Here is a 24859-nt window from a genome sequence, read left to right on the forward strand (position 1 = left end):
TACATGTTTCTCTAAAGTTAGGTTGTAAGCGATTACAGTCCGTTAAACTACATATACGGGAGGAGAAATGAAGCATGTACAAATTTCCAAATTCGGAAGGATCCATTATTCAGTTCAAAGACCGTTATGACAACTTTATCGGAGGAAAATGGACACCTCCTGTAAAGGGAGAGTATTTTGAAAATATTACGCCTGTAACCGGCAAGGTTTTTTGTCAGGTGGCCCGTTCGACTGAAGAGGATATTGAGCTTGCTCTCGATGCTGCGCACAAAGCCAAGGATTCATGGGGCAGAACGTCTGTAACGGAGCGCTCTCTCATTCTTAACCGGATCGCAGACCGAATGGAAGAAAATCTTGAAAAGCTTGCCCTTGCCGAAACGTGGGAAAACGGGAAAGCGGTTAGAGAAACACTGAACGCAGACATTCCGTTAGCCGTTGATCACTTCCGTTATTTCGCTTCCGTCATCCGCGCCCAGGAAGGCAGCATCGGCCAGATCGATCAGGATACGGTTGCCTATCATTTTTACGAGCCGCTCGGCGTGGTCGGACAAATTATCCCCTGGAACTTCCCTATTCTGATGGCCACTTGGAAAATCGCTCCTGCACTTGCTGCCGGAAACACCATTGTCTTAAAACCTGCAGAACAAACTCCTGCCTCCCTTATGTTTATGCTGGACCTGATCGGCGATCTTCTGCCTGATGGAGTATTGAACGTTGTGAATGGCTATGGACTGGAAGCCGGAAAACCCCTTGCGTCTAACCCGAGAATCAGCAAAATTGCCTTTACCGGCGAAACTACTACAGGCCGCTTAATCATGCAGTACGCATCCCAAAATATTATACCTGTTACACTCGAACTTGGAGGAAAGTCTCCAAACATCTTCTTTGAAGACGTCATGAGGGAAGATGATGCTTTTCTCGATAAAGCCGTAGAGGGCTTCGTCATGTTTGCCCTGAATCAGGGCGAAGTGTGTACTTGCCCTTCCCGTGCTCTCGTACAGGAGTCCATCTATGATAAATTCATCGAACGCGCTATTGAGCGGGTAAAAGCGATTAAAACGGGCAACCCTCTCGATCCAAGCGTTATGATGGGAGCCCAGGCCTCCTCAGAGCAAATGGAAAAAATCCTTTCTTATTTGGAAATCGGGAAGTCGGAGGGAGCCAAGTGCCTGGTCGGGGGCGAACGGAATCAGCTGGATGGCGACCTTTCTGAGGGGTACTATATTCAGCCGACAATTTTTGAAGGAAATAATAAAATGAGAATTTTTCAGGAAGAGATCTTCGGACCGGTCCTATCCGTCACGACGTTTAAGGACGCAGATGATGCCCTGTCCATGGCGAATGACACATTATATGGCCTTGGGGCTGGTGTCTGGACCCGCGATATGAACACTGCCTTCCATTTTGGCCGTTCCATTGAAGCCGGCCGCGTTTGGACAAACTGCTACCATCAGTATCCGGCACATGCTGCCTTCGGAGGGTACAAGATGTCCGGAATCGGACGGGAAAATCACAAAATGATGCTCAGCCACTACCAGCAGGTTAAAAATCTGCTCGTCAGCTACAGCACAAACAAACTTGGTTTCTTTTAAAAACGGAGGTGTATAACAAAATGGCCGACCGCGTTACTGCGACTGAAACGGCGATCGCATTAATCGAAAAGCTGAAAGAGAAGCACGGTCCCATCATGTTCCACCAGTCAGGCGGCTGCTGTGACGGCAGTTCGCCGATGTGCTACCCCGAGGGGGATCTTCTCATCGGCATCCAGGACATTCTGCTTGGAGAAATTGGGGGCAGCCCCTTCTATATTCATAAAAAACAATACGACTACTGGAAGCATACTCAAGTCATCATTGACGTGGTCGATGGCAGAGGCGGCATGTTCTCGCTTGAAGGGGTGGAAGGAGTTCGATTCCTGAGCCGATCCCGCCCGTTTACAGCGGAGGAGATTCGGGAGCTGAATGCGGAAGAGGAAGCTGGGCGGCGGTAAGTGCATATACGGTTCGCCCGTTCGCTTCGGGTGGGGGTCGAATTCAGTCGAAAAATCGATATATTGTTATTTTCGTTGATATATTCGTATTTTCGTCGATATAATTCTATTTTCGTCGATAAACTCATTTTTCCGTCGATATTTTCGATTTTTCGTTGATATATCCAATCAATAGCCGATATATCTTATTTCGGTCGATATACTCAATTAATAGCCGATAAATCCTTATTTCGGTCGATATAATCAATTAATAGCCGATAAATCCTTATTTCGGTCGATATAATCAATTAATAGCCGATATATTGTTATTTCGGTCGATATATCCAATTAATAGCCGATAAATCCTTATTTCGATCGATATATCCCAATTAGCCGGCGATTTAATCTCTGTGCCAACAGAACCAACCTGATGTCTGCCACACAAAACCGCTAAACCGCCAAAAAACCCAGCTCCTCACCACCAGGAGCTGGGTTTTTCATCAATTATTAATGTATTTCTCAAATACGTAGCCAAAATCTCTGATGCTGTATTGCTTTTTCGTATCCATGAGCCAGTTGAAGGCTGTTTGGTTTACTTTTTTGAACTCTTCGGACAGGCTTCCTTCTGTGCTTCTCATATTGCCGAGCGTAGAGGATGCCATTTGAAGGCTTTGCTTTGCATACTCCAGCGCCTGGTGGCTTTCGCGGTTGATTTCAGCAATCTTAATGAGAGCTTTATAGAGATCCTTCAGCTCTTCCAGATGCTTTTTATGTACATCGATTGAGAACGCGGTATTTCCGAGCTTAAATTTAATCTCTACATCCAAATCTACCGTTCCTGCCGTTTCGAGAAAGACCTCTGAGATTTTATTTGCGCGGTATTCATATCGCTTCAGTGTACGTTTTTTGCTTGCAGCACTTGCTCCGTCCAAATGAACAAGGGCGCGGTTTGTGAAGCAATATTCATCAGCTTTTGATTTGATCAGGAAAAAGATCCGTTCGTTCTCTTCATGCAGGATGTAATCATCTGCGTCCACCTTGTCATAATCGGCAGGCTTGATGACGCTCCCAATATCACTAAGTCCCAGCATATCTGATGCTACTTTTCCAAACATATACATCTTCCTTTCAACTGTTTATGGTTCTAGTCTAACATAGAGAGTCTGCTATTCTGCTAGATGAGTTTCCAAAAATTTTGTAATTTCCGGATCTCCTTTTGCCATCCGATCGGCAACGTCCTTCTTCCATTTTTCCGGATCGTCTGCATACATGGATAAATCCTCACCAAAAAGAGACTGAAGCTCGTCTTTTGTCACTTTTAAAGACATTGGCTTCTCCGTTTCGATTTTCAATTCAGCCCACTCTGCATTTTCAATCAGGATGAGCAGGGAGGCTGCATTATTCAGCAGCACCTTTTGACTGTTTTTCGCATCCCAGCTTTTTTCAAAAGAAGCTTCATTTTGACCATTCTTCAGCCCGTACGTGACCGTCAGACCATAAGGCTTTTCCTTCGTATCAAGCTGCAGTGTTTTTACATACTGACTGCCTGGAAGCTGGCTTAAGATTCCGCCTACAGCGCTATTGTCTCCAACGAATGTGTGTTTCTCATCTATAAGAACTCTCTGGGCTGCGGCTTCCCCAGACTCTCCAGATTGGCACCCTGCAAAAAGAGTTACTGCACCTGTTAAAAATAAAAACGCCAGCCATTTTTTCAAAAAACCGCCTCCCATATGCTATACGATCCATAAGGAAATAAGTTCCCATTTTCAGCGCGGTTTTGCCACGATTCCATTATGAACTTTAATGAAACCGTGACGGAGAATTTCAAAGCCGCCTTCATACACATAAAGCCCCATCTGCCGTATATCCATGAGCTCCCGGTACGTATGGTTCATTATATCGGCCATGATGGTGTAGAACAGCTTGGATTTCAATTGCAGCCTTGGAGTTGTCATAATGACATAACCCCCCGGCTTTAAAAATTTGCGGTGCCAATCCAACGCCTCGTGCTTCAGCTCATCCGGAAAATGCTCTAACAAACCGACGCTTAAGACAATGTCGAACTCTTTTCCGAATTGTAAATTCCTTATATCTTCAACCAAAAAGGTGATGTTCATCTGATCCTTATACCATACCTTCATATGGCCCGTCTGCGGGTTCGTTCCAAGGAAGGGATACGTATCGGGAAAGTGCCCAAAACGGTCGGTTTTGCAGAATTCATCATAATCAGCCATCACAATCTCACCGCCGGGGTACATGGCATAAAGCTGCATGGCTTCATATCCTTCTGCAGCGCCGAGGAAGAGGATTCTCGGTTTATGGACGTCCAATCCTTCAAACAGGGCGCGCTTGCCCCTTGGATCCCAGACACCATCCTCGATTCGGTGGGCATAGTTCCATAATGATAAGCGGACGGTTTCCCCTAATGCTTCTTTAACTTCTGAAAACCGGAATCTGGAGAGGTGCTGCTTCAGTTCGCGCTTGCTTTGGGTTAGTTCATCTGGTACGTCCTTCACAAACCATTCGTGAAAGGACCGGTTAAAGTATTCCCATGAAGCTTTTACGGACATTTCCCCGTTCTCGCGTTCATACTCGCGTTTGGATTTAGCGGCGATTTTCACTTCATACGGCTTTCCTGCTTCTTTCCAGGTCAAATTAGACCAATCACTGACTAGACCAGCATTAAAAAACTTTTCATTTTCCTTCGCATGTCTCATATCCACCCTGTAGCTCGGCAGCAGTTCCGTAATACCTGCATCATCTTCCGTATACCGCAATGAATGTTGAACCGCATTTATTAATTCCATATGAATACGCTCCCTTCCAATTTACGCGTAGCAGAATAATTGCTGACAAGAGGGGGAATAGTTAGCAGATGTGTTTTCTATATAATAGTTCCACAATTTTTTTTCATACCCTTCTGAAAAAAAAACACTTTTGATATACGCGAAACAGTGGTAAGATAATAAATGTTTTTTTACTATAACTATAGGTGGCGAGTAAATTGTCAGATGATTCAAAACAACGTGATAAATTTGTCCCTTACGTTCCTTCATCTAAATCTTTGCCTGAACTGACTGTAACCGCTATTGTTCTTGGTATTATTTTAGCGGTCGTGTTTGGTGCAGCGAATGCATACTTAGGACTTCGGATTGGCTTAACGGTATCAGCATCTATTCCTGCTGCAGTTATTTCAATGGCAATTTTAAGAGGATTATTCAGAAGGAACTCGATTTTGGAAAACAACATCGTTCAGACGATGACGACAGCAGGAGAAGCGGTTGGAGCCGGAGCGGTATTCACCCTTCCTGCCTTATTTCTTTGGGATGTGGATGTCAGCCAGGGGCTGATTATCTTCGTGGTCCTTACCGGGGGATTCCTTGGTGTATTTATGATGGTGCCTCTTCGCCAGCTTTTAATTGTCAGAGAGCATGAGATCCTCCCTTATCCGGAAGGCACAGCTTGTGCTGAAGTGCTTAAATCCGGTGAAGAAGGCGGAAACAGTGCGAAGCTGATTGGAATCGGCCTGTTAATCGGCGGAGGTTTTAAAGCACTTGGCGATGGATTTAAATTGTTTAAGACCGAAGTGGAAACCGGCATAACAAACTTTAAAAATGCCGTAGTCGGGATTGATACACTGCCTGCCCTTCTCGGTGTCGGCTATATTATCGGACCTAGAGTTGCCGGTCAAATGCTTGGCGGCGGACTTCTTGCCTGGATCGTCCTGATCCCTGCAATCGGCTTCTTCGGAGGCGGTTCTGACGCTGCAATCTTCCCTGCTGATGCCCCAATCAGCGAATTGGATGCATGGGGTATTTGGGAAGGGTATATCCGCTATATCGGTGCCGGAGCGGTTGCAGTAGCCGGTTTGATTACCTTGGTTAAATCCCTTCCGACCCTTTTCAGTTCGGCGTTTGCTACATTCAAAGGGGTTCGTGATAATAGAGGGAACCTGCAGGCAGCACCAATCCGGACAGAGCAGGACATTCCGATGAAATATGTATTAATCGGGATCCTTGCACTTGTTTTGATTATCGCGTTTGTTCCTGTTACGCAAATCGGAATCATTGGCGCTATTGCCATTGCGATTTTCGGATTTTTATTTGTTTCCGTGGCTTCCCGTATTGTCGGAGTCGTCGGAAGCTCTTCCTCTCCTGTTTCAGGAATGACGATTGCAACACTACTGATTGTTACGGTTGTGTATAAAGCAACCGGATTCTCCGGCATGGATGGAATGGTTGCTGCCCTTCTCGTAGCTGCAATCATCTGTACAGCCCTTGCTGTTGCAGGAGATATTTCCCAGGATTTAAAAACCGGCTACATTGTCGGAGGAACGCCTTGGAAGCAGCAGGTTGCGATGATGATTGGTGTCGTTGCATCCGGTTCCCTGATTGGATTCATTCTAATTTTGATGGACAATGCGTACACCATGGGTTCAGCTGATCTTCCTGCACCGAAAGCCGCGTTAATGAAAATTTTGGCTGAGGGTGTTCTTGGCGGAGATCTTCCTTGGGATCTAATCTTTATTGGAGCGGCAATTGCCGTAACGCTTGAATTCTTCGGAATGAATTCTCTTGTCGTAGCGGTTGGTATTTACCTGCCTGTCCACGTAAGCACACCCATTATGATTGGCGGATTTGTACGCTTCTTCATTGAGAAATTCTCGAAGACCAAAGAAGCTCTTGCAGAACGTACAGACCGAGGAACCCTGTTTGCATCCGGTCTGATTGCAGGAGAGGCTCTTATCGGGGTTGTCATTGCGATTCTCCTGTATTTTGAAGTAAACATTCCGGAAAATGCCCTGTTCCCTAGTGCATTGCTTCCGTTTATCCTATTCCTTCTTTTAGCGGTACTGCTTGGGTATGTATCGTTTAAAGGCAGCAAAAAGCGTGTTTAATAAGAAAAAAGAGAGGAACCTGCTTGAACTGGTTCCTCTTCTTGCTAATCATGTTGAACTGCAGATGAAGGACGGCGGCAAAGGGGTTTTAATCGTACAGCGGGCAAACTGGGCTGAACGATTTTCCATCCGTTTCTTGAAACAGCCTGCTTTTAGAACCATTCAGATGGATGAGTACGGGACGTATGCCCTCTCACAAATGAAGGATGATGCCACCGTGACGGATCTGGCCAATGCTATGAGCGCCCATTTTGGCGAAGATGCCGAGCCCGTTCTCCCCCGGCTGACAAAATTTATTCAAATCCTGGAATCGCAGGAATGGCTAATATGGAAAGATGAATGAACAAGAGGCTATCCAAAAAGCATCGTAGATAAACCACTTACTATTTAACTTAGATTTGTTTGGGCTGATTTCCGCTGCATGACGCCCTTTCCGCGGGGCGGGCGGTGAGCCTCCTCCTCGCTTCGCGACTGCGGGGTCTCACCTGTCCCGCTGCTCCCGCCGGAGTGTCGTCCTTCCGCTTCAATCAGCCTGACTCAAATTTTAAAACAAAACAGGGAAACGCTATAAAATGCGTCTCCCTGTTTTTGTTAATGTTACTTTCCAGACGTAATTCCCCTGGTTTTACCATATAGCTTTTCAAATAAAGTCAGCATCTCATCGTCCGTAAGATGCCTCCATACCCCAAGCTCAATCCCTTCCAGATTTATGTTCATGATCCGGATTCTTTCAAGCCTCTTTACATAGAAGCCGAGCTCCTTGCACATTCTTCTGATCTGTCTGTTCAGCCCTTGAGTCAATATGATCCGGAACGTGTCAGAGGATATTCGGCTTACTTTGCACGGATTGGTGACTGTCCCAAGAATGGCAACACCCGCTCCCATCTTTTCCAGAAATTCATCTCCGAACGGCTTGGTGACGGTCACCACATATTCCTTCTCGTGGCTGTTCTCAGAGCGAAGAATTCGATTTGAAATATCGCCATCGTTTGTCATGATTAAAAGTCCCTGGGAATCCTTATCCAAACGGCCAACAGGAAAAATCCTCACTGGATAGTCCATATACTCGAAAAGGTTATTACGCACGTCTCTGACAGCGGTGCACACAATGCCGGGAGGCTTATTTAAAGCGATATAGACAGGTTTTGGCTTTTCAGGTATGGGCATCCCCTTCACAAGAACGGCATCTTCCTCTGAAACGTCCTGACCGCGGACACAAACGCTGCCATTTACGGTAATACTGCCTTCTTCAATGAAACGGTCTATTTCTCTTCTGGACCAGTGCCCTGAGAGACTCATATATTTATTGATTCTCAAACTTCCGCCTGCTTTCGTTTTTTCCATTCTCTTATTAAACGCTTTTTTCAAGGGAAGGGCAATGCTGGTTTTTTACCGGTTCAGAAGGTTATAGATCCACTCATCCCGGGAGGTGTTCCCTCCATATTCCTCTTCCGCCTCATTCGCTGTGCCAATAAAGGAAAAATCCCCATCCTTTAAAACACCGATTCTGTTAAACAAGGTCATAATTTCGTTTAAATCATGGGTCGTATAAACGATTGTTTTTCCTTCATCCGCAAGCTTTCTTACGAGACGGTTAATCTCTAGCTTCGATTGAAGGTCGATTCCGACAGTCGGCTCATCCATCAGCAAAATATCCGGCTGATGAATGAGCGCTGCGGCAATATTGAGCTTCCTTTTCATGCCTCCTGAGAGTCTGCTTACCTTCTCCTCCCACTGATCCTCGAGCTGAACGTCAGAACAAAGCTTCTTTAAGCTTTCTTCAGATGCCTTGATTTTGGCCAGCTTGCTGAACACGATCATGTTTTCCTTCACGGTATTTTGCTCCCAAAGAGCAATTTCCTGCGGTACATAGCCGATGCATTCCCTGACCTTTCTTTTCTGTTTCCTGCTGTCCATACCGTTAATATAAGCCGTTCCGGAATCCGGTTTAGAAATCGCCGCGAGAATGGAAAGAAGGGTAGACTTGCCGGCCCCGTTCCTGCCAAGGAGCCCAAATACCTCACCTTTGGAGATTGTGAGAGACACCTCTTTAAGGGGCTGCTTTTTTCCATAGGTCTTGGTGACTTTATCTATATTAATCATCGGGTACTCCTTAAGCGAGACATTGAAATAAAGATAAGGATACTGCTCAGGGCTGATGTAAGAACCAGCTTCAGCCAGATGGAGCCGCTATAAAGATCCCAGTTCAGAACAGGTGCCTGAGGCAGCCATTCCTGCAGGTTTTTCAGCTGCGGCAGAATTTCACCAGCAGGGACAACGCTTCCTCCAAGCAGACTTACTGTAAAAATCCACACGGTACTTGCCGTGTAATAATTACCTGTATGCGGTGAGATGCTGGCGAGAAAAAAACTGACAGATAGCCCAAGCATCATGAAAATCACCATTGGAATGAGCAGCGTAATCGAGGTTCCGCTTTCAAGCCTGCCAATCATCCACCAGCTGACTGCAGCCTGTATTACATTCAGGGCCAGGTACGCAATGAAGGATTGCACAATATAAGCATTGAGCCCTGCCGGTGTCGTCTGGATGCGTTTATAAAGAACGTCTTTTTCCTTTGGAATCCAGTCACATGTGAACATGCACAAGAGCAAGGCAGCTATCGTCCATATTCTAGCTGGAGATTCAAGCAATCCCGATCCGGAATCGGACTCCATTTCCGCGCTTTTTTCCTTCTCTGCAGGGACATACCGGATAGTCATGAGCGGCTTTGGCTCCCATTGCTGATCTGCGTATTGATAGGCTTCCTGCCAGATTCCTTCTATAGCTGAAAAATTCCCCTCATATTTCCGGGCAATCTTTTCCACCCGGTTTGCCGCTTTAGCGCTGGATGTAAACCGGATCACTTCACTCGCAGCTATCTCCCGAACCACACCTGAGGCTACTGATAACGGAGAGGTCCGCATTTCAATAATGCCTTCTCTCTCACCATCCCTAATTGATTGTTTAAAGCCTTCTTTAATTATGAAAACCGTATCCGTTTCTTCTCTTAGCAGCAAATCTTTTGCATCCGCTTCGGTCGTTTGAGAAAGCTTAATCCGTTCCTGTTTTTCCAGTCTGTTTATGAAGGTTTTTGAAAAATCAGTCCGGTCCTGATCTACGATGGCGACCGGTACACTCAAATCCTCTTCGACATTTCCTGTGAATTCACTTAACCCGTATATGGCGGCAGCCGGCAAAAAGAGAAGGAGGAGAAGGAGAAATGGCTTTTTCAGGATTTGCATGAATGTATGATGCGCTATTCTCATCCTTTCGCCTCCATTCTCTTTTCTCTCAGGAACGCACCAAGTGTTATAAGAATAATTAAGGCACATAACAGAATAAGGAGAGGTCCGAAATTAGCAGTCCCGCCTTCGAAAAGAGCGTATGTCAAATCCAGCGCGTACGTATTGATTGAGTACAATGAGTATGGTTCAAGCCATGCCGGCAAGTAGAAGGAAGGAATAAAATGCCCGCCCAGTACACAGCCTGTGGAAATAAATACAGCAGATACAAGCTGGAAAAGCCGGTCACTCGTGAAAATGGATGATACAAAACCAAATAGAGCCGTAAAAATCAGTAAGATCAAAATAGACCCTGCCCCTATTTCCAGCATGCGTTCTCCATTCCAGATATCAATCGCCTTTAAGGCATACACCCCTGCTGCAAGCAAGGGGAGCAGGAAAACACTCGCAGCCAGCCATTCGGAAAGGCTCAATCTCCAAGCACTCATTTTGTAAAGCAGCAAACGCGTCCGTATTCCAGACGTAATCTGCCCCCGCATAAAAAGTAAGATTTGATAGGCCCAAACCATAAAAAGCAGCGTGAAGATCGATATCCCGTAGTAGGAAAGGATATTCTTCAGAAATAAACTGCCTTCTTCCGTTTCGTCAAATATTTCATTTCTTCCGAGGGCATGCAAGGAAAAGGAGAGGACATCCTTTTTATATTCTGTCTTTCTGACTTCACTTGAAAGGTCCTCTCGAAGCATAAAATCATAGATGGTGTTTATTCCGCTTTGAGCAGCCGATGTATAATCAGCTGCACTTTCCATGACCTGGCGGAACAAATAGGCCTGAAGAGGCTTATTTTCATTCCCAATCACCGTGAGAGGGACATTTTCCCCGTTCATAATGGTTTTACTGAAGTTTTCAGGCAGGATTGCCATGCCGGCAATTTTGTTTTCTTCAAGCAGCTTTCTCGCGTTCTCTTCAGTTGTTACCACAGGCTTTACAACACGTGTCAGTTCCTTATTGTCCGTCAGCTGTTTGATGACATATCCTGTCTGAAAGGTTTCATCCTGGTCTACAATTGCGGCCTTAAACGGTTCAAGGCGTTCCTTATTCGTGAACGCCTTTGCCGCAATATAAGCTGAACCGCCCATTAAGATGAGCGGGACAGAGAATAAGAGAATAAGAGTTTTCCATTTTCGGACAACGCCTTTCAGAAAGAACAGCGTCATATAAAGGAAAGATATCATTGCCTAACTTAAATGACTCCAAGCTGCATCATTAGATCCTGCAGTTTAGTGCCGGCTTTTATTTGGATGTCTGTCATTTGGGCAGGTGTGATGTTATTGATATTAACTTCATTGTCCAGATTAACTTTAGGGATATCGGCATTTTTCTTGAGTTTTGTCTTCGTGTCGATTTTTAAAGAAATAGATCCTTCTGCCATATCTGCACCACCATTGAGTTTAATTTCAAAAAGCTGGTTGCTGTAATTGTCCTTCACGCTTACATCCTGCTTTTGTGTTACATTACCCTCAATTTCAAACTCCATTCCGTCTTCTGAACCTAATGAGAAGTCGCGTTTAATCGTTTGCTTCGCTGGATCTTTTCCGGAAAACTCTGATTTCATTGAGAAATTAAATGCACCCTCAGCTGCTGGATCCTGGCTTGAGATTTTGCCTTTCAGGTTCTCTTTCCGGTTGGCATCATCTGTTTTTGTGATCTTGTTTGTTAATAGGATCGATGCACCCTCATCCTGATTATCAGAGACCAAATCCATTTTAAATTCCTGGTCTCTTTTCTTATCCCCATCGTAAGGAACGTCCATTGTATGAATGGAAACCTCATTTTTCGATCCGCTTTCCGTGTCCGTCACGGCCAGATCCATTTTGCGGTCAATGACCAGTTCATCGCCGTTCACCATCAGTACGGAAGTAAATCCTTTAGGGATCTTTGCATCCTTCAAACCTTCTTTCGCGTCTTTCAGACCATCCACGAAATCAGATTTTACTGTTTCAGGGTCCATCATATCCATTTGGCTTGCTCCGGTATTCCCGATTTTCACTACCCTGTTCGCTATAATAGTATGAAGCTCTTTATCTTTAATCATTTGATCAAGTAAACGGCTGATCAGCGTTTTTGTTTCTTTTTCTGTTAATTTCATTGTAACCTGGGTTACACTCTGCTTTTCGCCGTTATGCTCATAAGAAACATTATCCTTTTTCGTGAAGAATTCATCCTTCAGCTGTTCATTTAAGAAGGACACATACGTATCCTGAAGGTGCTTCTGTTCCTTTTCATTCAGTTCAAAGTCTTTAATCGTAAGCGGCTGAAAGCTCAGCTTTTCAGGTCCGGAATAGGCTGGATCTACCTGTCTCATGAACTTGCCGTATTCATCTGAATTCAGGTAGAGGTACTTTTCATAAATTGAAGGTATTTTTGCAGCAACCTGTTCAGGTGATTGGTAAATTTCCATATCCAGAAGATTTTCTCCCTGAATGGCAATGCCTGCCTTCGTAAAGCTCTTATCTGATTTTGGATCCTGTTCGACATCTGTTGTAATGGCAGCCTCATTTATTAACTCCTGGATCATTTCAAATTCGGGAGGCAGTACTCCATCGGCTTCAACACCGCCTGTAACTTCTGTTTTTGTGCTGGAAGCCATTTCCGCGAACTTTTCCTGAAAATCAGCAAGCTCGCCGTTTTGATCTTCAAAATCCTCAGCTGCTTTTTGAAACGTTTTAAATTCGGAGAACAAGTAAACCTGTTTAGCCGATTTGTTGAAAATTAAAGCATAAGCAGCCGTTCCCCCGATTACTAAAAAAGCAACGATTCCTGCAATGACCCATTTCAGCGGGAATTTCATTTGTCTGCTTGGAACGGTCTCCGTTGCTGCAGCGGCTTCAGATCTTCCTGTTCGATTTTCATTGTTATTCATGAACTCAATACCCCCTGGATTATGTAAGATTTTACTAAATCGTGGAAATCACCTAAACCATCATAAAAAAACACAAAGGTGAATACTATACATTCGACAATCTTTGCAAACAATAAGCGATTAGTTCTGCAACTTTAGTTCTGATTATGAGGGTAGATGAGGTCTAATCTACCTATACCCAAGAAAAGGAAAATAAAACTAAAACAACCTTCTTTTTACATATTTTTTCCGAAGTGATCGGATTTTTTAAGGATTGCGTTTGATTCATTTAAAGTGCATACCAAGGATAAGCGGTCAGTTTGGATCGAATATTCACAGCACTCAGCGGGAAAAAAGCCATCAAAAAAGACAGGCATTAAGCCTGTCCAATCTTACTTCGCCGTTACTTTTATAAAATATACTTTCAGGTAATTTCCCTGCTTGTATTGCGGACTAGTCCGAAAGTCTTTTGGCAGCTTGTAGTTTTCCAGAATGCTGTACTTTGCGTTCGATTCTTTAAAGGCTTGATCGATAAACCCTTTAAATTTCTCGTCACTCACGTTGCTCGCATTTGTTGAGGCAACAATCACACCATTTCGCGCAGTCAGACTGATTGTATCTTTCAGCAGGTTTTTATAATCCTTGGCAGCACTGAACGTATGCTTTTTGGATTTTGCGAAGCTTGGAGGGTCTAGGATCACCAGATCATAGATTTTTTCTTTCTTAGCTGCATATTTAAAATATTTAAATACATCCTCCACGATTATCTCTTGCGCTTCATGGTCAATTCCATTGATGCTGAATTGCTCAATCGTTTTCGGAAGGCTGCGGTTCGCCACATCGACACTCACCGTCTTAGAAGCCCCTCCCAGCGCAGCAAACACAGAGAATGCTCCTGTGTAGGAAAACATATTTAAAACCGTCTTATCCTTCGAATAGGCATCTCTAATCGCCTTGCGGACATCGCGCTGATCCAAAAACACCCCGACCATTGCACCTTCATTCAAATAAACCGCAAATTTTTCCCCGTTTTCTTTAACCAGAAGAGGATATGGAGCCTCCTCACCAGCAACAAAATCATCTTCTTCAATATATTGGCCTTTTTCATCAAATCGTTTCTTTTGATAAATCCCCTTTGGACGAATTGCTTTCTGAAGGGCGGCCAGCACCTGGTCTTTAAATGCGTAAATTCCTTTGCTGTACCAATTGATGAGGCAGTAGCCTTCGAAGTAATCTATGGTTAGGCCGCCAATCCCGTCACCTTCACCGTTAAACAGGCGAAAAGCTGTAGTATCTTCACTCTTCAGCATTGAGGACCTATAGTCTGCAGCTTCCATCATTTTTTTATCAAAGAAAGGCTGGTCAATTGATTCACCTTTTTTAAAGGTTAAAATCCAGCCAATTCCTTTATTTTGTTTGCCATAATAACCTGTCCCTAAAAATGCCCCTTTTGAGTCGGTCAGAGTGAAAATCTCCCCTTCTTCTTTTAGGACACCCGGATTCGCCACTGCTTCCATTTCAACTAGGGGATACCCTTTTTGAAAGAGCTTGGCTGAAGCAGGTTTTGATTGAAGTTTTTTTTGCAATGAAATCACTCCGTGTCGTGTAATAGCTTTTTCAGCTTCCCTAATTGCAAAGTATAACATATTATCCCGGGCCCGCTCTTACTGCTAAGCAATTGATGTAAATGGTAGATCATTAGACGGAAGGCTATACATGAATGAGATGATGGAGCCTGGTGTAAATGGTAAAAATCCTAGGGTTCTGAACTTCTATTATGAAAGCAAAGCGAGAATTTCCTAGGCAATAATGTGTTTGAGAACACAAATAAGGCTCCCGCCACGGGAGCCTTATTTGTTCATACTCGACAGGAAATCTCCAAGAAGATCTTCTGCACTCTCTTCCTTTTCTTCTTCAGGTTCATGATTTCGAATCTGGTCTTGCATTTGATCGAAGCTGAAGCTCTCCAGATCATCATCCCCGGACTCTGCATCATCCAAGGGAAATTCCTCAGCAGGAACGGGAGTAAATGAAGGCTGCTCTTGTTCCAGCGCTGCCCCTGTCTGATCCTCAAACATAATCAGTTCATCGGGATCCAGGGTATGGCTGTTCATGGAGGCAAGAAGCGCAGTCGCTCTCACCGGGTTGGCAAGCAGCTGGTGAATCATACTTCCGAGAAGAGCTTCTGAATGCTCATGTTTCAGCCAGTTTCTTTGTTCCTTCGTAAGCTGGCGGGGAAGGGGGATTGTGAGAGTTTGCCTTTCTTTAGAGAGGGATTCGCTCACTCCCTTCATGACAAACTCTCCAATTCTGCTTGAAAAATTGCGCTTTTCCATTTCCTTCAGCTTTGATAGCTGTTTCAGCAGGTGATCGGGAGTATCAGAGGGGACCCTGAACGTGATCGCCTGGCCCCGCTCAATACGTTTATCCGACGGTTTCATCTAGTCATCACCTTATTTGGATGAGGAAGCCGGCTGCTTTTCATCCCTTTTTTCTTGTTTAGCTGTTTTGCGGACAAAATCCGAAATCAGCTTATAGTAAGCATTGGACATCATCCAGATGCTTTCTTTTTCATCTTCAAAGAACTCAATATTATAGCCATCAAGATTATTATTAAGCGCCTTAAGGTAATCCTTCAACACAGATGCCCCGCCGCCGACAAAGTAGCAGATCTCCGTTTGAGAGTTGCGCTGCCAAACATTGCGCAGGAAGCGATATTGTTTCTTCGCTAATTCTAAAAGAATACGGTCTGTAATATCATGTACGCTTGTACGGCTTCCTTTTACCATGATGTGGTTGCGGTCATTTTTGCGGGTGATGATTTCAACCACATCTCTGCGGCTATCAAGCTCCACACCATGCTTCGTAAGAATTTCTTCTCTGATTGCCTCAAGAGATTCAGAAACTCCCAAGTTAAAACCTTGCGCTTTATCATCATCCACATTACGGTTGCGGATGACAGCGATATCTGTCGAAAGGCCGCCGATGTCCTGGATGAGGATCCGCTTATCAATCAAATCTTTATTAATAATGTTTAAGTCATTATCCATAACAAGATTGACGTACGCTGCAAATCCCTCCGGATATACTTTCACTTCATCAAACTTGATATTAACCTTCAGCCCTTGATATTTCGGTGTTACCAGGAATTCTACCTGGTGGACAGAGCCAAGCAGCTGGGAGCGGTACCCAACATCCTTGCCTTCTTTTACTTCTCTTAAAGGAAGACCCGTTCCAAGCGTATAATTCGCATCGATTACCTGGTTGTTTTTCTTAAAGCCTTTTTCTGATGTTCCGTTAACTGCATCAAGAGCTAATGAAGCAAACAGCATAACAAGCGTCTGATCCTCTTCGGATTTGCTGCTTCCAGGATCCAGCTCCGTGGAATTATTGCTCTTTGCTGCAAGGCTTCCTACTCGATAAATCACATTGTTTTCTTTCAGGGCAGGAGAGTGCACACGGATGTGAATGTTCTCCAGCGGGTCTTTTTCATTTAATTCTTCAATTCCAATAACCGGACGATCTTCTAAATCTCTTGCAATTACATTTGGTATGTATAGTTCTGAGTCTAGTTTTCCGAACAATGCTTTAACTGCGTCGTTCCCGACATCGACTGCTGCAATTCTTGAAAGATTCATAGTCAACTTTCCCTTCTTATTAAAGTTCCATATACCATTCGCTTACATGGTCTACTTTAAAGGTAATACATAAAAGGCTTTCTTTCAATACAGGTTTTAACGTTTTCATTTTTGTATACATGCAGACATTTCCGTACACAAAACTACTTAATTTGTAAACAAGTATACTTTATTGTACACATACCGTTAAATCAACATGTGTACTTGTTTGTTTACTTGTATACATTAAAGTGTACAAAAGAAAACAATTTGTATACAAGTAAACAATAGTGTAAACATCATGTTTTTTCCAAAAAAAGTGAATTAAAAACTCTTTTTAGGCACTATATATTTATGCCAAAAAGATATAAATGTCTATATTTGTAAATTTCACAGAGAGCGCGACGCATCAAAATCTGGAAAATACTGAACGATCGAAAACGTTTCTGGATAAGAAGGGTAAATAGAAGATAAAGAGGTAGAAAGAAAAGAGGAAAATCCAATAATGGGCAAAACTTGAAAGATATGATAGAAAACTGTCGAAAATGAGGGAGAAGAGTCGGCAGCAGCAGTAAAATCTAAAAAAAACGAAGGCGCCTTAACAGCCTTCGTTCCTAAAATTAGAATGTATTTACCCATTCACAAAAGAGGGCATAGTCCGCATTCACCCGTCTTTTATAGGTCATGGCAGTAAATGAGAGCTGATCCGTAAACCTGCCGGTATCAGAGCCAATCGCTTTGGCAATCTCGATCTCACTGTGATGGCGAATGAAAGAATCATCCAGATCTGCATCCGCTCTGGCATGAATTTTTGCTGTAATTCTTCCCATTGTATCCAGGGCTTCATCCAAAGCCTGAGGGCCCTCGATGTGTTTAGCTTTCAGCTTCTTTTTAACAGGAGAGCGTTCACGAATATAGAAATGGCGGCCATCCATCGTAACATACCCTAAAAACGGATCCTCGTGATGATGCATCGCCTTTTGTGTAGCAATGACTCTCTCACCCTGATGGAAATGTTCCTGCCAAAATTCGTTTCCTGCCGGAAGGAAGAACCCGGGAATTGGAGCACGAACCTCTTTTACCTCTAAAACCAGGTCATCTAAGTCCTGCTCACCTTTTTCCCCTTCTATCAGCACATAGAAGCGGTCGAGTCCGATTGAAGCTGTACCTGACCCATGTTTTCGTGCTATATCTTTAATATGATAGAATGCTAAATCCTTCTGGTCTGCTTCATCGAGCGTTCGGATGTAATCCTCCCACACATTTTGAATCATTACCCGTTCAGCTTCATTTGCTGACACAATCTCCTCAGACCACTTAAACTGTCTAATGCCATCCCCATTCATTTCAGTAAAATCATCAAGTAATTTATTCATTCGTCTTTTCTTGAGCTTTTTCAGCAATTTACGAACCGGATTTTTCGTGTTATCTGCCGTAAAGTAGAGGGTCACAGGATCATCTTTGCCTTTTGCGAATCGTTTCATCTGCTGGCAGTATGCGTGTAAGTAAGTTCGTATCCGCTCTTCCTGCTCCTGATCATCGTACCCCTCGGCTTCACAAAACAAGGCTATGCTGACCGACATCCGAAGCACGTCATATAAATAAGAACCCATTGTCCCCTCATCAAAATCGTTTACATCGAAAACAAAGTCACCCTTCTCATTCTGAAAGGCACCGAAATTCTCAATATGCAGATCCCCCTGGATCCAAATTGGTTTGTCTTCCGGGGTGTGAAAAGAAAAAGGGATTTTCGTTACATCAAAATAAAATAAATAAGCACTGCCTCTGTAAAAACGAAATGGGCTCTCTGCCATTTTCCGATATTTTTCTACTCTCATTTCATGGGTCAGTCCCATTATTTCCCCATCAAATTCATTTAAAATCGTATCGATTGTTTGATAGCGCAGCTTTCTTCTCGTGGCATTTGCACGATCCGCAATATTTTCCATGTTCATTTTTCCTCACCGCTTTCCAATCATTATAATGCGAAACGTTTAATAGCAGATTTTCATTGAGCAGCTGAAAGAATCGAGATTTCCATTGCGGTAAATGCAGGACAAATTTAGTATATTCCTATTTTTTTAATCCTGCAAAAACCTTTGTGAAGAAGGAAGCGATCTTTGCTAAGATGAAAGAAGAATGGAAAAGAGGGTGAAGAACATGGATATCAAGCATCTGCAATATTTTATTGAAGTCGTTAAATTTAAAAGCTTTACTCGAGCGGCCAATCACTTGTTCATCACCCAGCCAACCATCAGCAAGATGATCAAAAATCTTGAGGAGGATTTGGGGGTCACGCTATTTGAGCGTTCCCGCAAAAAACTCGTTTTGACGGATGCCGGTCAGGTCATTTATGAGCAGGCGAAGTCGATTGATCAAGCTTTCCGCAATCTTCAGCTGGAGCTTGATGATTTGCTTAACCTGAAAAAAGGAGTCATCCGGCTCGGCCTCCCACCTATTATTGACACCGGCTTTTTTCCAAAAATGATCGGATCTTTTCATGAAAAATACCCGAATATCACCTTCCATCTTGTGGAGGATGGCTCTAAAAAAATCGAAGAAGAGGTAGCAGGCGGAGGTCTTCATGCGGGGGTCGTTGTCCTGCCGGCTAAGGAAGATGAATTTGAGTGTCTATCCTATATGAGAGAGGATTTCCGGGTCGTTCTGCACCCGGATCACCCTCTCGCTGCCAGGGATGAAATTGAGCTTTCAGAGCTTGCATTTGAACCCTTTATCCTTTTTAATAAGGACTTTGTTCTTCATGACCGCATCCTTTCTGCATGCAATCGTGCGGGCTTCCATCCAAAAGTTGTATCTGAGAGCTCCCAGTGGGAGTTTATTGAGGAGATGGCTGCCTGCAAGCTTGGAGTTGCCTTATTTCCCGAGAGTATTTGCTGTCACCTCTCAAATAAAGTACGTTCTGTAAGGATCGTAAACCCATCAATGGGCTGGCACCTTGCAGTTATTTGGAGAAAAGACCACTATCTCCCCTATGCAGCAAGAGAATGGCTGCAATACGCCCAGAAGCAACTAAATCAGCATTAAGTTTGCGGTTCCTCGACTAAAAAGAGGGCCGCTTTTTCTTACAGCCAAATCGAAGCGTTTACATAGACAAACTGAATAGTCAGAATAAAAAATAACCATTTTACTTACAATTTTTCTCATACTACACTAGCCGTATAACCAACCGAGTGCTTTAGACGGAAAGGATCTGACGACATGGAAGCAAAACGAGCGAAAGAAAGCCGCATTGTGAATACAGATCAAGTATTAACGTGTGATTTAAATAATTACAACACGTTATTCGGCGGCGTACTGATGAAAAAGCTGGATAGCTGTGCCACCTTATCTGCGAGACGGCACGCGCGGGCAAAAGAGTGTGTGACAGCCTCAACCGACTCGATCGATTTTCTATGCCCGATTCATCAAACCGATTCGGTCTGTATTGAGTCCTTTGTTTCTTATACGGGAAAAACATCAATGGAAATCTTCTGCAAGGTCATTGCCGAGGATATGATTAAAGGCGAACGCCGGATCGCAGCGACTGCGTTTCTAACCTTCGTTGCATTGGATGAAAATAAGCGCCCCCTTGAAGTACCTGCTGTAATTCCTGAAACAGAAGAAGAGACTTTCCTGTATGAAACCGCGAATGAACGGGCTGAAATGAGAAAGCATAGAAGAACGAAGAGCAAGGAGCTTGCGAAAAATATTACCCTTAGCAAGCCATGGGATCATTAATTTCAGAAAGGCAGGGATTCGAATGGTAGCCATTTCGAGCATAGAGCAATTAAAGACGCTGCAGGCAGATCTTGAAAAATTGAAAGAAGTGCACCCAGGACTTTTCACGCAGTGGATCCATCTTGTGAACTTAACAAGGCAGCTTCAATTTAAGCATCATTTTATGGGGAGCCTTTTGCTGGATGAAGAGCCAGGCAGATATTTTCCGACCAGTGCCAAAAAATCAGTCATACTCCTTTATCAAAAAGAGGCCGAGAAGCTAAAGGATGATCCTGATTTTCCAGAATTAAAAAGAATCCTCTCTCATTATCATGATACCGGCTTTTCAAAAATAAGCCGCTTATCCTTAGGACATCCGCCCGAATCACTTGTAGGCGTTTCAATCGCATAAGTCAATGAATCCTGTGTTTTTAAGGCACAGGATTTTTTCTTTTGATTTCCTATTGATTTTCATTGTAAATCCAGATATTCTTCACCTATATGGTAATAAATTGATGGAGGAATTACAGTGGAAAGAACGTTTCGCACAGCTGCAGATTTAGTATACAAACAGCCTGAATTTATTCGATATAGCCTATTTATCATCCTTGGAGCAGCCATCTTAATGAGCGGTTATGGCCTTGGATGCTTGGCGGGAATTCTGCTTTTCTAAATTGGATGGAGAGTGATAGAAAATTCTTGAGCTTGCGCGTATCGCAGATCAGCAAGAGAAGGCATTCAAAGGAAGCGCCTGGCATGGGCCTTCATTATTGGAAGCGCTGGAGGATGTTGATTTTGCTAAAGCTTATAAACACCCTTTGCCTGGCGCACACTCGATTTGGGAAATTGTTCTTCATGTGGCGTCAACAAATGAAACCGTCACGAAGAGATTGCATGGAGCCCCTGCCACTATGACACCTGAGGAGGACTGGCCGTCTATTGAAACCGCCGATGCCGGCAGCTGGCAAGCCGCTCTTGACCGGTTAAGCCAGTCCCACGAGAAGCTTATTGAAGCACTTAAGACAGTAAGTGAGGATCGCTTGGATGATCCCATTATTGAAGAATTTTCACCTGTTTATATTACGGTTCATGGCAATATCCAGCATGTAATCTACCATGCTGGTCAAATCATGCTCCTTAAAAAGCAATAGAGCCCCTTCCGAATTCGGAAGGAGCTCTTTTTTTAGCTGACTTGATTATGGGAATTCGGATGATTTCGCTTGTGAAACCCTTTTGCGTAATAGACAGCAAGCAGGATTCCAAACCAGATTGGTCCGACAATCAATGCAATTCTTGTATCGGCACTAAATGCCATCAGGACAATGACAAGTCCAAGGAACGCCAATGCCAGATAGTTTGCATATGGGAAAAGCGGCATTTTGTACTTCAAATTTTTAATTTGCTCCGGATTTAAGCTCCTGCGGTAACGCATTTGCGAGAGCAGGATGATGGACCATGTCCAGATTGCTCCGAATGTTGAAATGCTCGTCACATAAACAAAGGCTTTTTCAGGAACAAAATAATTAAGCACAACACCAATCAGCAAAGCGGCTGCAGATGTTAGGATAGCTACCCCCGGCACTCCGTTTTTCGTTACTTTTCCATAGGATTTTGGTGCTTCATCCTGCTGGGCAAGGTTGAAAAGCATCCGGCCGGTACTGAAAATTCCGCTGTTGCATGATGATAAGGCTGCCGTCAGAACAACAAAGTTGATAATTCCTGCGGCACCAGGTATTCCAAGCTTCTCAAAGGTAAGAACGAATGGACTTCCCTGCGTTCCGATTTGATCCCAAGGATAGATGGACATGATGACAAACAGGGCGCCGACGTAGAAAATCAAGATACGCCAGAATACGGTATCAATCGCTTTCGCGAGTGTTTTTTCAGGATTTTTTACCTCTCCTGCTGTTACCCCAATTAATTCAATTCCAAGGAAAGCGAACATAACCATGGATAGGGAAAGAAGCACTCCTTGAATTCCGTTCGGGAAGAAGCCGCCATTGCTCCATAGGTTCGAGATTCCTGTTGCGATTCCCCCATTGCCGATTCCGAAGAAAATAATTCCCGCCCCGATAATGATCATTCCGATAATGGTTACGATTTTAATGAGGGCGAACCAAAACTCCAATTCTCCGTATGCTTTAACTGCAAGAAAGTTCACGAGTGTCATAATGATGAGAGCAAGAAGTGCCCAAATCCATGGTGCGACCTGATCTGCAGGCACCCACATCGTCATATATTTCGCGACGGCTGTAATTTCAGCCATACAGGTTACAACCCACAAAAACCAGTAATTCCAGCCTGTTAAAAAGCCAGGCAGAGGACCAAGATAATCTCTTGCATAGCGGCTGAAGGAGCCGGCTACCGGTTTTTGAATGGCCATTTCGCCGAGTGCTCTCATAATGAAGAACATAATCATTCCTGCAAATGCGTAAGCAAGCAGGATTCCGGGTCCAGCTAGGTCAATCGCCGCAGCCGAGCCAAGGAATAGGCCTACCCCGATGGCAGCACCCAGTGACATAAGCGTAATATGGCGCTGCTCAAGTCCGCGTTTCAGTTCATTGTTCTGCTGATTTTGCATAAAAATTTCTCCCTTCCTGAGACAGACATTTCCTGGACAATTACTCCTGTATATCCCTATACTGACAGAATATTTAAGTGAGAGATATCCAATCGGAATAAAATCTCACAATCTGACGTAAATTGTGTCATTAGTAGGGTGTATATACAATAGCTGATAAAACTGATACCGCTTACAATAGAAATTAGCTAAAATATTTCTTTTTTACTAATAGTCAGATATTATCTCACTATGAAATCCTACCATGATTTATTAGTGAATGCCAGTGTCAGTTTTTGGTCCTTTTGATCGAAATAGGACACCTATGCATGAAATACTTCCCAGTGAAAGGTTTACCGCCCCCCCCTTTATGGCTATTTATCTTTAGATGAGCTAAATACAGGAGGAATGGATATGCCGCAGAATCACACAATGATGCAATTTTTCGAATGGCATCTGAAAGCAGATGGGGAGCACTGGAAGAACCTAAGCAAAATGGCTCCCAAATTAAAAGAAATGTGCATTGATTCAGTTTGGATTCCCCCTGTTACGAAAGGACAGTCAGCTGAAGATACCGGCTATGGAATATACGATCTGTATGATCTAGGAGAGTTTGATCAAAAGGGAACCGTCCGCACGAAATATGGCACGAAGGATGAGCTTCTTGCTGCTATCGAGGCCTGCCACGACAATGGCATTCAGGTTTATGCCGATATTGTCATGAATCATAAAGCCGCAGCGGATGAAACGGAAACATTTAAAGTAGTGGAGGTCGATCCGGAAAACCGCGAAAACGTCATTTCCGAGCCTTTCGATATTGAAGGATGGACGAAATTTACCTTCCCGGGACGCGGAGACAAATATTCTTCATTTAAATGGAATTTTGGGCATTTTAACGGAACCGACTACGACGCAAAAACCGGAAAGTCAGGAATTTTCCGCATACTTGGCAAAAACAAAGACTGGAATGAAAATGTGGACGACGAATTTGGAAACTATGATTACCTCATGTTTGCCAACATTGATTACGACCACCCGGATGTTCAGCAGGAGATGATCGACTGGGGCAAGTGGCTTGCCGATACGCTGAACTGTGATGGATATAGATTGGATGCAATCAAGCATATCAACCATGAATTTATCAAAAACTTTGCGAAGGAAGCTTCCAGCCATCGCGGAGATAACTTCTACATGGTTGGAGAGTTCTGGAACTCGGAGCTTGCCGCCTGCCAGGAATTTTTGGATCAGATTGATTATCAGATGGACCTTTTCGACGTTTCCCTCCATTACAAGCTTCATGAAGCATCATTGGCGGGCCGCGATTTTGACCTTACCACGATTTTTGACGATACACTTGTCCAGTCCCATCCGATGAATGCTGTGACTTTTGTCGATAACCATGATTCACAGCCGAACGAAGCCCTTGAATCATGGGTTGGCGATTGGTTTAAACAGAGCGCCTATGCATTAATTCTGCTTAGAAAAGACGGGTATCCTTGTGTATTCTATGGAGATTACTTCGGCATTGGCGGAGACGAACCGGTTGATGGCAAGCAAATCGCCATTGATCCATTGCTTAAAGCGCGCTGCAACAAAGCTTACGGTGAGCAGGATGACTATTTTGATCATCCGAATACTATTGGCTGGGTCCGCAGGGGCGTGGATGAAATGGAAGGCTCCGGCTTGGCTGTTGTGATCTCCAATGGAGATGAAGGAGAGAAAAGAATGTTCGTCGGCGAACACCGGGCCGGTGAGGTTTGGGTGGATTTAACCAATACAAGAGAAGACACGGTCGAAATTGAAGAAGACGGTTTCGCGGTATTTCCTGTAAACGGGGAAAGTGTTTCCGTTTGGGCTTTGCCGGATGAAGATAAGTAATAAAATGGAATGGGCGGTCTAAAAAGTCCTGCTGAAAAGAAATACTTTATGAACCCCCCGGAATGCAGTCAGCATTC

At 43.9% G+C, this 24859-nt stretch carries 23 protein-coding genes; 10 read left to right on the forward strand and 13 right to left on the reverse strand.

From position 1 onward, the window contains the following. Nucleotides 1–74 precede the first annotated feature (74 nt). Nucleotides 75–1592: an aldehyde dehydrogenase gene (adh, locus tag WCV65_RS20410; RefSeq protein WP_338778999.1), complete on the forward strand. Its 1518-nt coding sequence runs from the start codon at nt 75–77 to the stop codon at nt 1590–1592. 20 nt (nt 1593–1612) lie between these two features. Continuing rightward, a complete protein-coding gene (locus tag WCV65_RS20415; protein ID WP_338779001.1) occupies nt 1613–1990 on the forward strand; it encodes a DUF779 domain-containing protein in 378 nt (125 codons plus the stop codon). Between the two features lie 479 nt (nt 1991–2469). Here the strand turns inward: WCV65_RS20415 and WCV65_RS20420 are convergent, their stop codons facing one another. Genes WCV65_RS20420 through WCV65_RS20430 form a run of 3 tightly spaced genes read right to left on the reverse strand, consistent with a single transcriptional unit; the run spans nt 2470 to nt 4776 of the window. Beyond that, a complete protein-coding gene (locus WCV65_RS20420; protein WP_035410355.1) occupies nt 2470–3084 on the reverse strand; it encodes a PH domain-containing protein in 615 nt (204 codons plus the stop codon). A 51-nt stretch (nt 3085–3135) separates the two neighbouring features. After that, nucleotides 3136–3684: a DUF4825 domain-containing protein gene (locus tag WCV65_RS20425; RefSeq protein WP_338779004.1), complete on the reverse strand. Its 549-nt coding sequence runs from the start codon at nt 3682–3684 to the stop codon at nt 3136–3138. Between the two features lie 51 nt (nt 3685–3735). Further along, nucleotides 3736–4776 (reverse strand): methyltransferase domain-containing protein, encoded by a 1041-nt coding sequence (locus tag WCV65_RS20430; protein WP_338779006.1) that lies wholly within the window; start codon nt 4774–4776, stop codon nt 3736–3738. 197 nt (nt 4777–4973) lie between these two features. Here WCV65_RS20430 and WCV65_RS20435 point away from each other — a divergent pair, with 197 nt between their 5' ends. Together WCV65_RS20435 and WCV65_RS20440 are read left to right on the forward strand one after the other, a co-directional pair. Next, complete coding sequence (locus tag WCV65_RS20435; RefSeq protein WP_338779008.1) at nt 4974–6866, forward strand: oligopeptide transporter, OPT family; 1893 nt, start codon at nt 4974–4976, stop codon at nt 6864–6866. Next, nucleotides 6859–7209 carry a PqqD family peptide modification chaperone gene (locus WCV65_RS20440; RefSeq protein WP_338779010.1) on the forward strand — a complete coding sequence of 117 codons (351 nt, stop codon included), beginning with the start codon at nt 6859–6861 and terminating at the stop codon, nt 7207–7209. The genes WCV65_RS20435 and WCV65_RS20440 overlap by 8 nt, the downstream gene beginning before the upstream one ends. A 254-nt stretch (nt 7210–7463) precedes the next feature. Here the strand turns inward: WCV65_RS20440 and WCV65_RS20445 are convergent, their stop codons facing one another. From WCV65_RS20445 to WCV65_RS20485, 9 genes are all read right to left on the reverse strand, one after another. After that, entirely contained in the window at nt 7464–8183 is a 720-nt protein-coding gene (locus WCV65_RS20445) for a pseudouridine synthase (RefSeq protein WP_338782388.1), read from the reverse strand. Between the two features lie 72 nt (nt 8184–8255). Further along, on the reverse strand, nt 8256–8969 hold the full coding sequence (locus tag WCV65_RS20450) for an ABC transporter ATP-binding protein (protein WP_338779012.1): 714 nt from the start codon (nt 8967–8969) through the stop codon (nt 8256–8258). Then, nucleotides 8966–10132 carry an ABC transporter permease gene (locus WCV65_RS20455; protein WP_338779013.1) on the reverse strand — a complete coding sequence of 389 codons (1167 nt, stop codon included), beginning with the start codon at nt 10130–10132 and terminating at the stop codon, nt 8966–8968. The genes WCV65_RS20450 and WCV65_RS20455 overlap by 4 nt, the downstream gene beginning before the upstream one ends. Further along, the gene (locus WCV65_RS20460) at nt 10129–11343 is read right to left on the reverse strand and encodes an ABC transporter permease (RefSeq protein ID WP_338779015.1); all 1215 of its coding nucleotides are present in this window, start codon (nt 11341–11343) and stop codon (nt 10129–10131) included. The genes WCV65_RS20455 and WCV65_RS20460 overlap by 4 nt, the downstream gene beginning before the upstream one ends. A gap of 8 nt (nt 11344–11351) precedes the next feature. Beyond that, nucleotides 11352–13031 (reverse strand): DUF6583 family protein, encoded by a 1680-nt coding sequence (locus tag WCV65_RS20465; RefSeq protein ID WP_338779017.1) that lies wholly within the window; start codon nt 13029–13031, stop codon nt 11352–11354. Nucleotides 13032–13402: 371 nt separating this feature from the next. Next, nucleotides 13403–14596 (reverse strand): class I SAM-dependent rRNA methyltransferase, encoded by a 1194-nt coding sequence (locus tag WCV65_RS20470; protein ID WP_338779019.1) that lies wholly within the window; start codon nt 14594–14596, stop codon nt 13403–13405. A 264-nt stretch (nt 14597–14860) separates the two neighbouring features. Beyond that, nucleotides 14861–15451 (reverse strand): hypothetical protein, encoded by a 591-nt coding sequence (locus tag WCV65_RS20475; protein WP_338779021.1) that lies wholly within the window; start codon nt 15449–15451, stop codon nt 14861–14863. A gap of 12 nt (nt 15452–15463) precedes the next feature. After that, nucleotides 15464–16648: a ParM/StbA family protein gene (locus WCV65_RS20480; protein WP_035410375.1), complete on the reverse strand. Its 1185-nt coding sequence runs from the start codon at nt 16646–16648 to the stop codon at nt 15464–15466. A 599-nt stretch (nt 16649–17247) separates the two neighbouring features. Further along, nucleotides 17248–18576 carry a DUF2252 family protein gene (locus WCV65_RS20485; protein ID WP_338779023.1) on the reverse strand — a complete coding sequence of 443 codons (1329 nt, stop codon included), beginning with the start codon at nt 18574–18576 and terminating at the stop codon, nt 17248–17250. A 211-nt stretch (nt 18577–18787) separates the two neighbouring features. Here WCV65_RS20485 and WCV65_RS20490 point away from each other — a divergent pair, with 211 nt between their 5' ends. The 5 genes from WCV65_RS20490 (at nt 18788) to WCV65_RS20510 (ending at nt 21495) form a co-directional block, all read left to right on the forward strand. Further along, the gene (locus WCV65_RS20490) at nt 18788–19672 is read left to right on the forward strand and encodes a LysR family transcriptional regulator (protein ID WP_338779025.1); all 885 of its coding nucleotides are present in this window, start codon (nt 18788–18790) and stop codon (nt 19670–19672) included. Between the two features lie 174 nt (nt 19673–19846). After that, complete coding sequence (locus tag WCV65_RS20495; protein WP_035410383.1) at nt 19847–20365, forward strand: acyl-CoA thioesterase; 519 nt, start codon at nt 19847–19849, stop codon at nt 20363–20365. Nucleotides 20366–20387: 22 nt separating this feature from the next. Next, entirely contained in the window at nt 20388–20756 is a 369-nt protein-coding gene (locus tag WCV65_RS20500) for a hypothetical protein (protein WP_338779028.1), read from the forward strand. 117 nt (nt 20757–20873) lie between these two features. Further along, nucleotides 20874–21017, forward strand: coding sequence for a hypothetical protein (locus tag WCV65_RS20505; RefSeq protein WP_338779030.1), 144 nt, complete (start codon nt 20874–20876; stop codon nt 21015–21017). 40 nt (nt 21018–21057) lie between these two features. After that, nucleotides 21058–21495 carry a DinB family protein gene (locus tag WCV65_RS20510; protein ID WP_338782390.1) on the forward strand — a complete coding sequence of 146 codons (438 nt, stop codon included), beginning with the start codon at nt 21058–21060 and terminating at the stop codon, nt 21493–21495. 32 nt (nt 21496–21527) lie between these two features. On the opposite strand, the gene WCV65_RS20515 is transcribed toward WCV65_RS20510, so the two are convergent. After that, nucleotides 21528–22925, reverse strand: a complete 1398-nt coding sequence (locus WCV65_RS20515; RefSeq protein ID WP_035410390.1) for an amino acid permease — start codon at nt 22923–22925, stop codon at nt 21528–21530. Nucleotides 22926–23318: 393 nt separating this feature from the next. Here WCV65_RS20515 and WCV65_RS20520 point away from each other — a divergent pair, with 393 nt between their 5' ends. Further along, entirely contained in the window at nt 23319–24782 is a 1464-nt protein-coding gene (locus tag WCV65_RS20520) for an alpha-amylase (RefSeq protein ID WP_338779033.1), read from the forward strand. The last annotated feature ends 77 nt before the right edge of the window (nt 24783–24859 follow it).

The sequence above is a fragment of the Metabacillus sp. FJAT-52054 genome (assembly GCF_037201815.1).
Lineage (GTDB): Bacteria > Bacillota > Bacilli > Bacillales > Bacillaceae > Metabacillus_B > Metabacillus_B sediminis.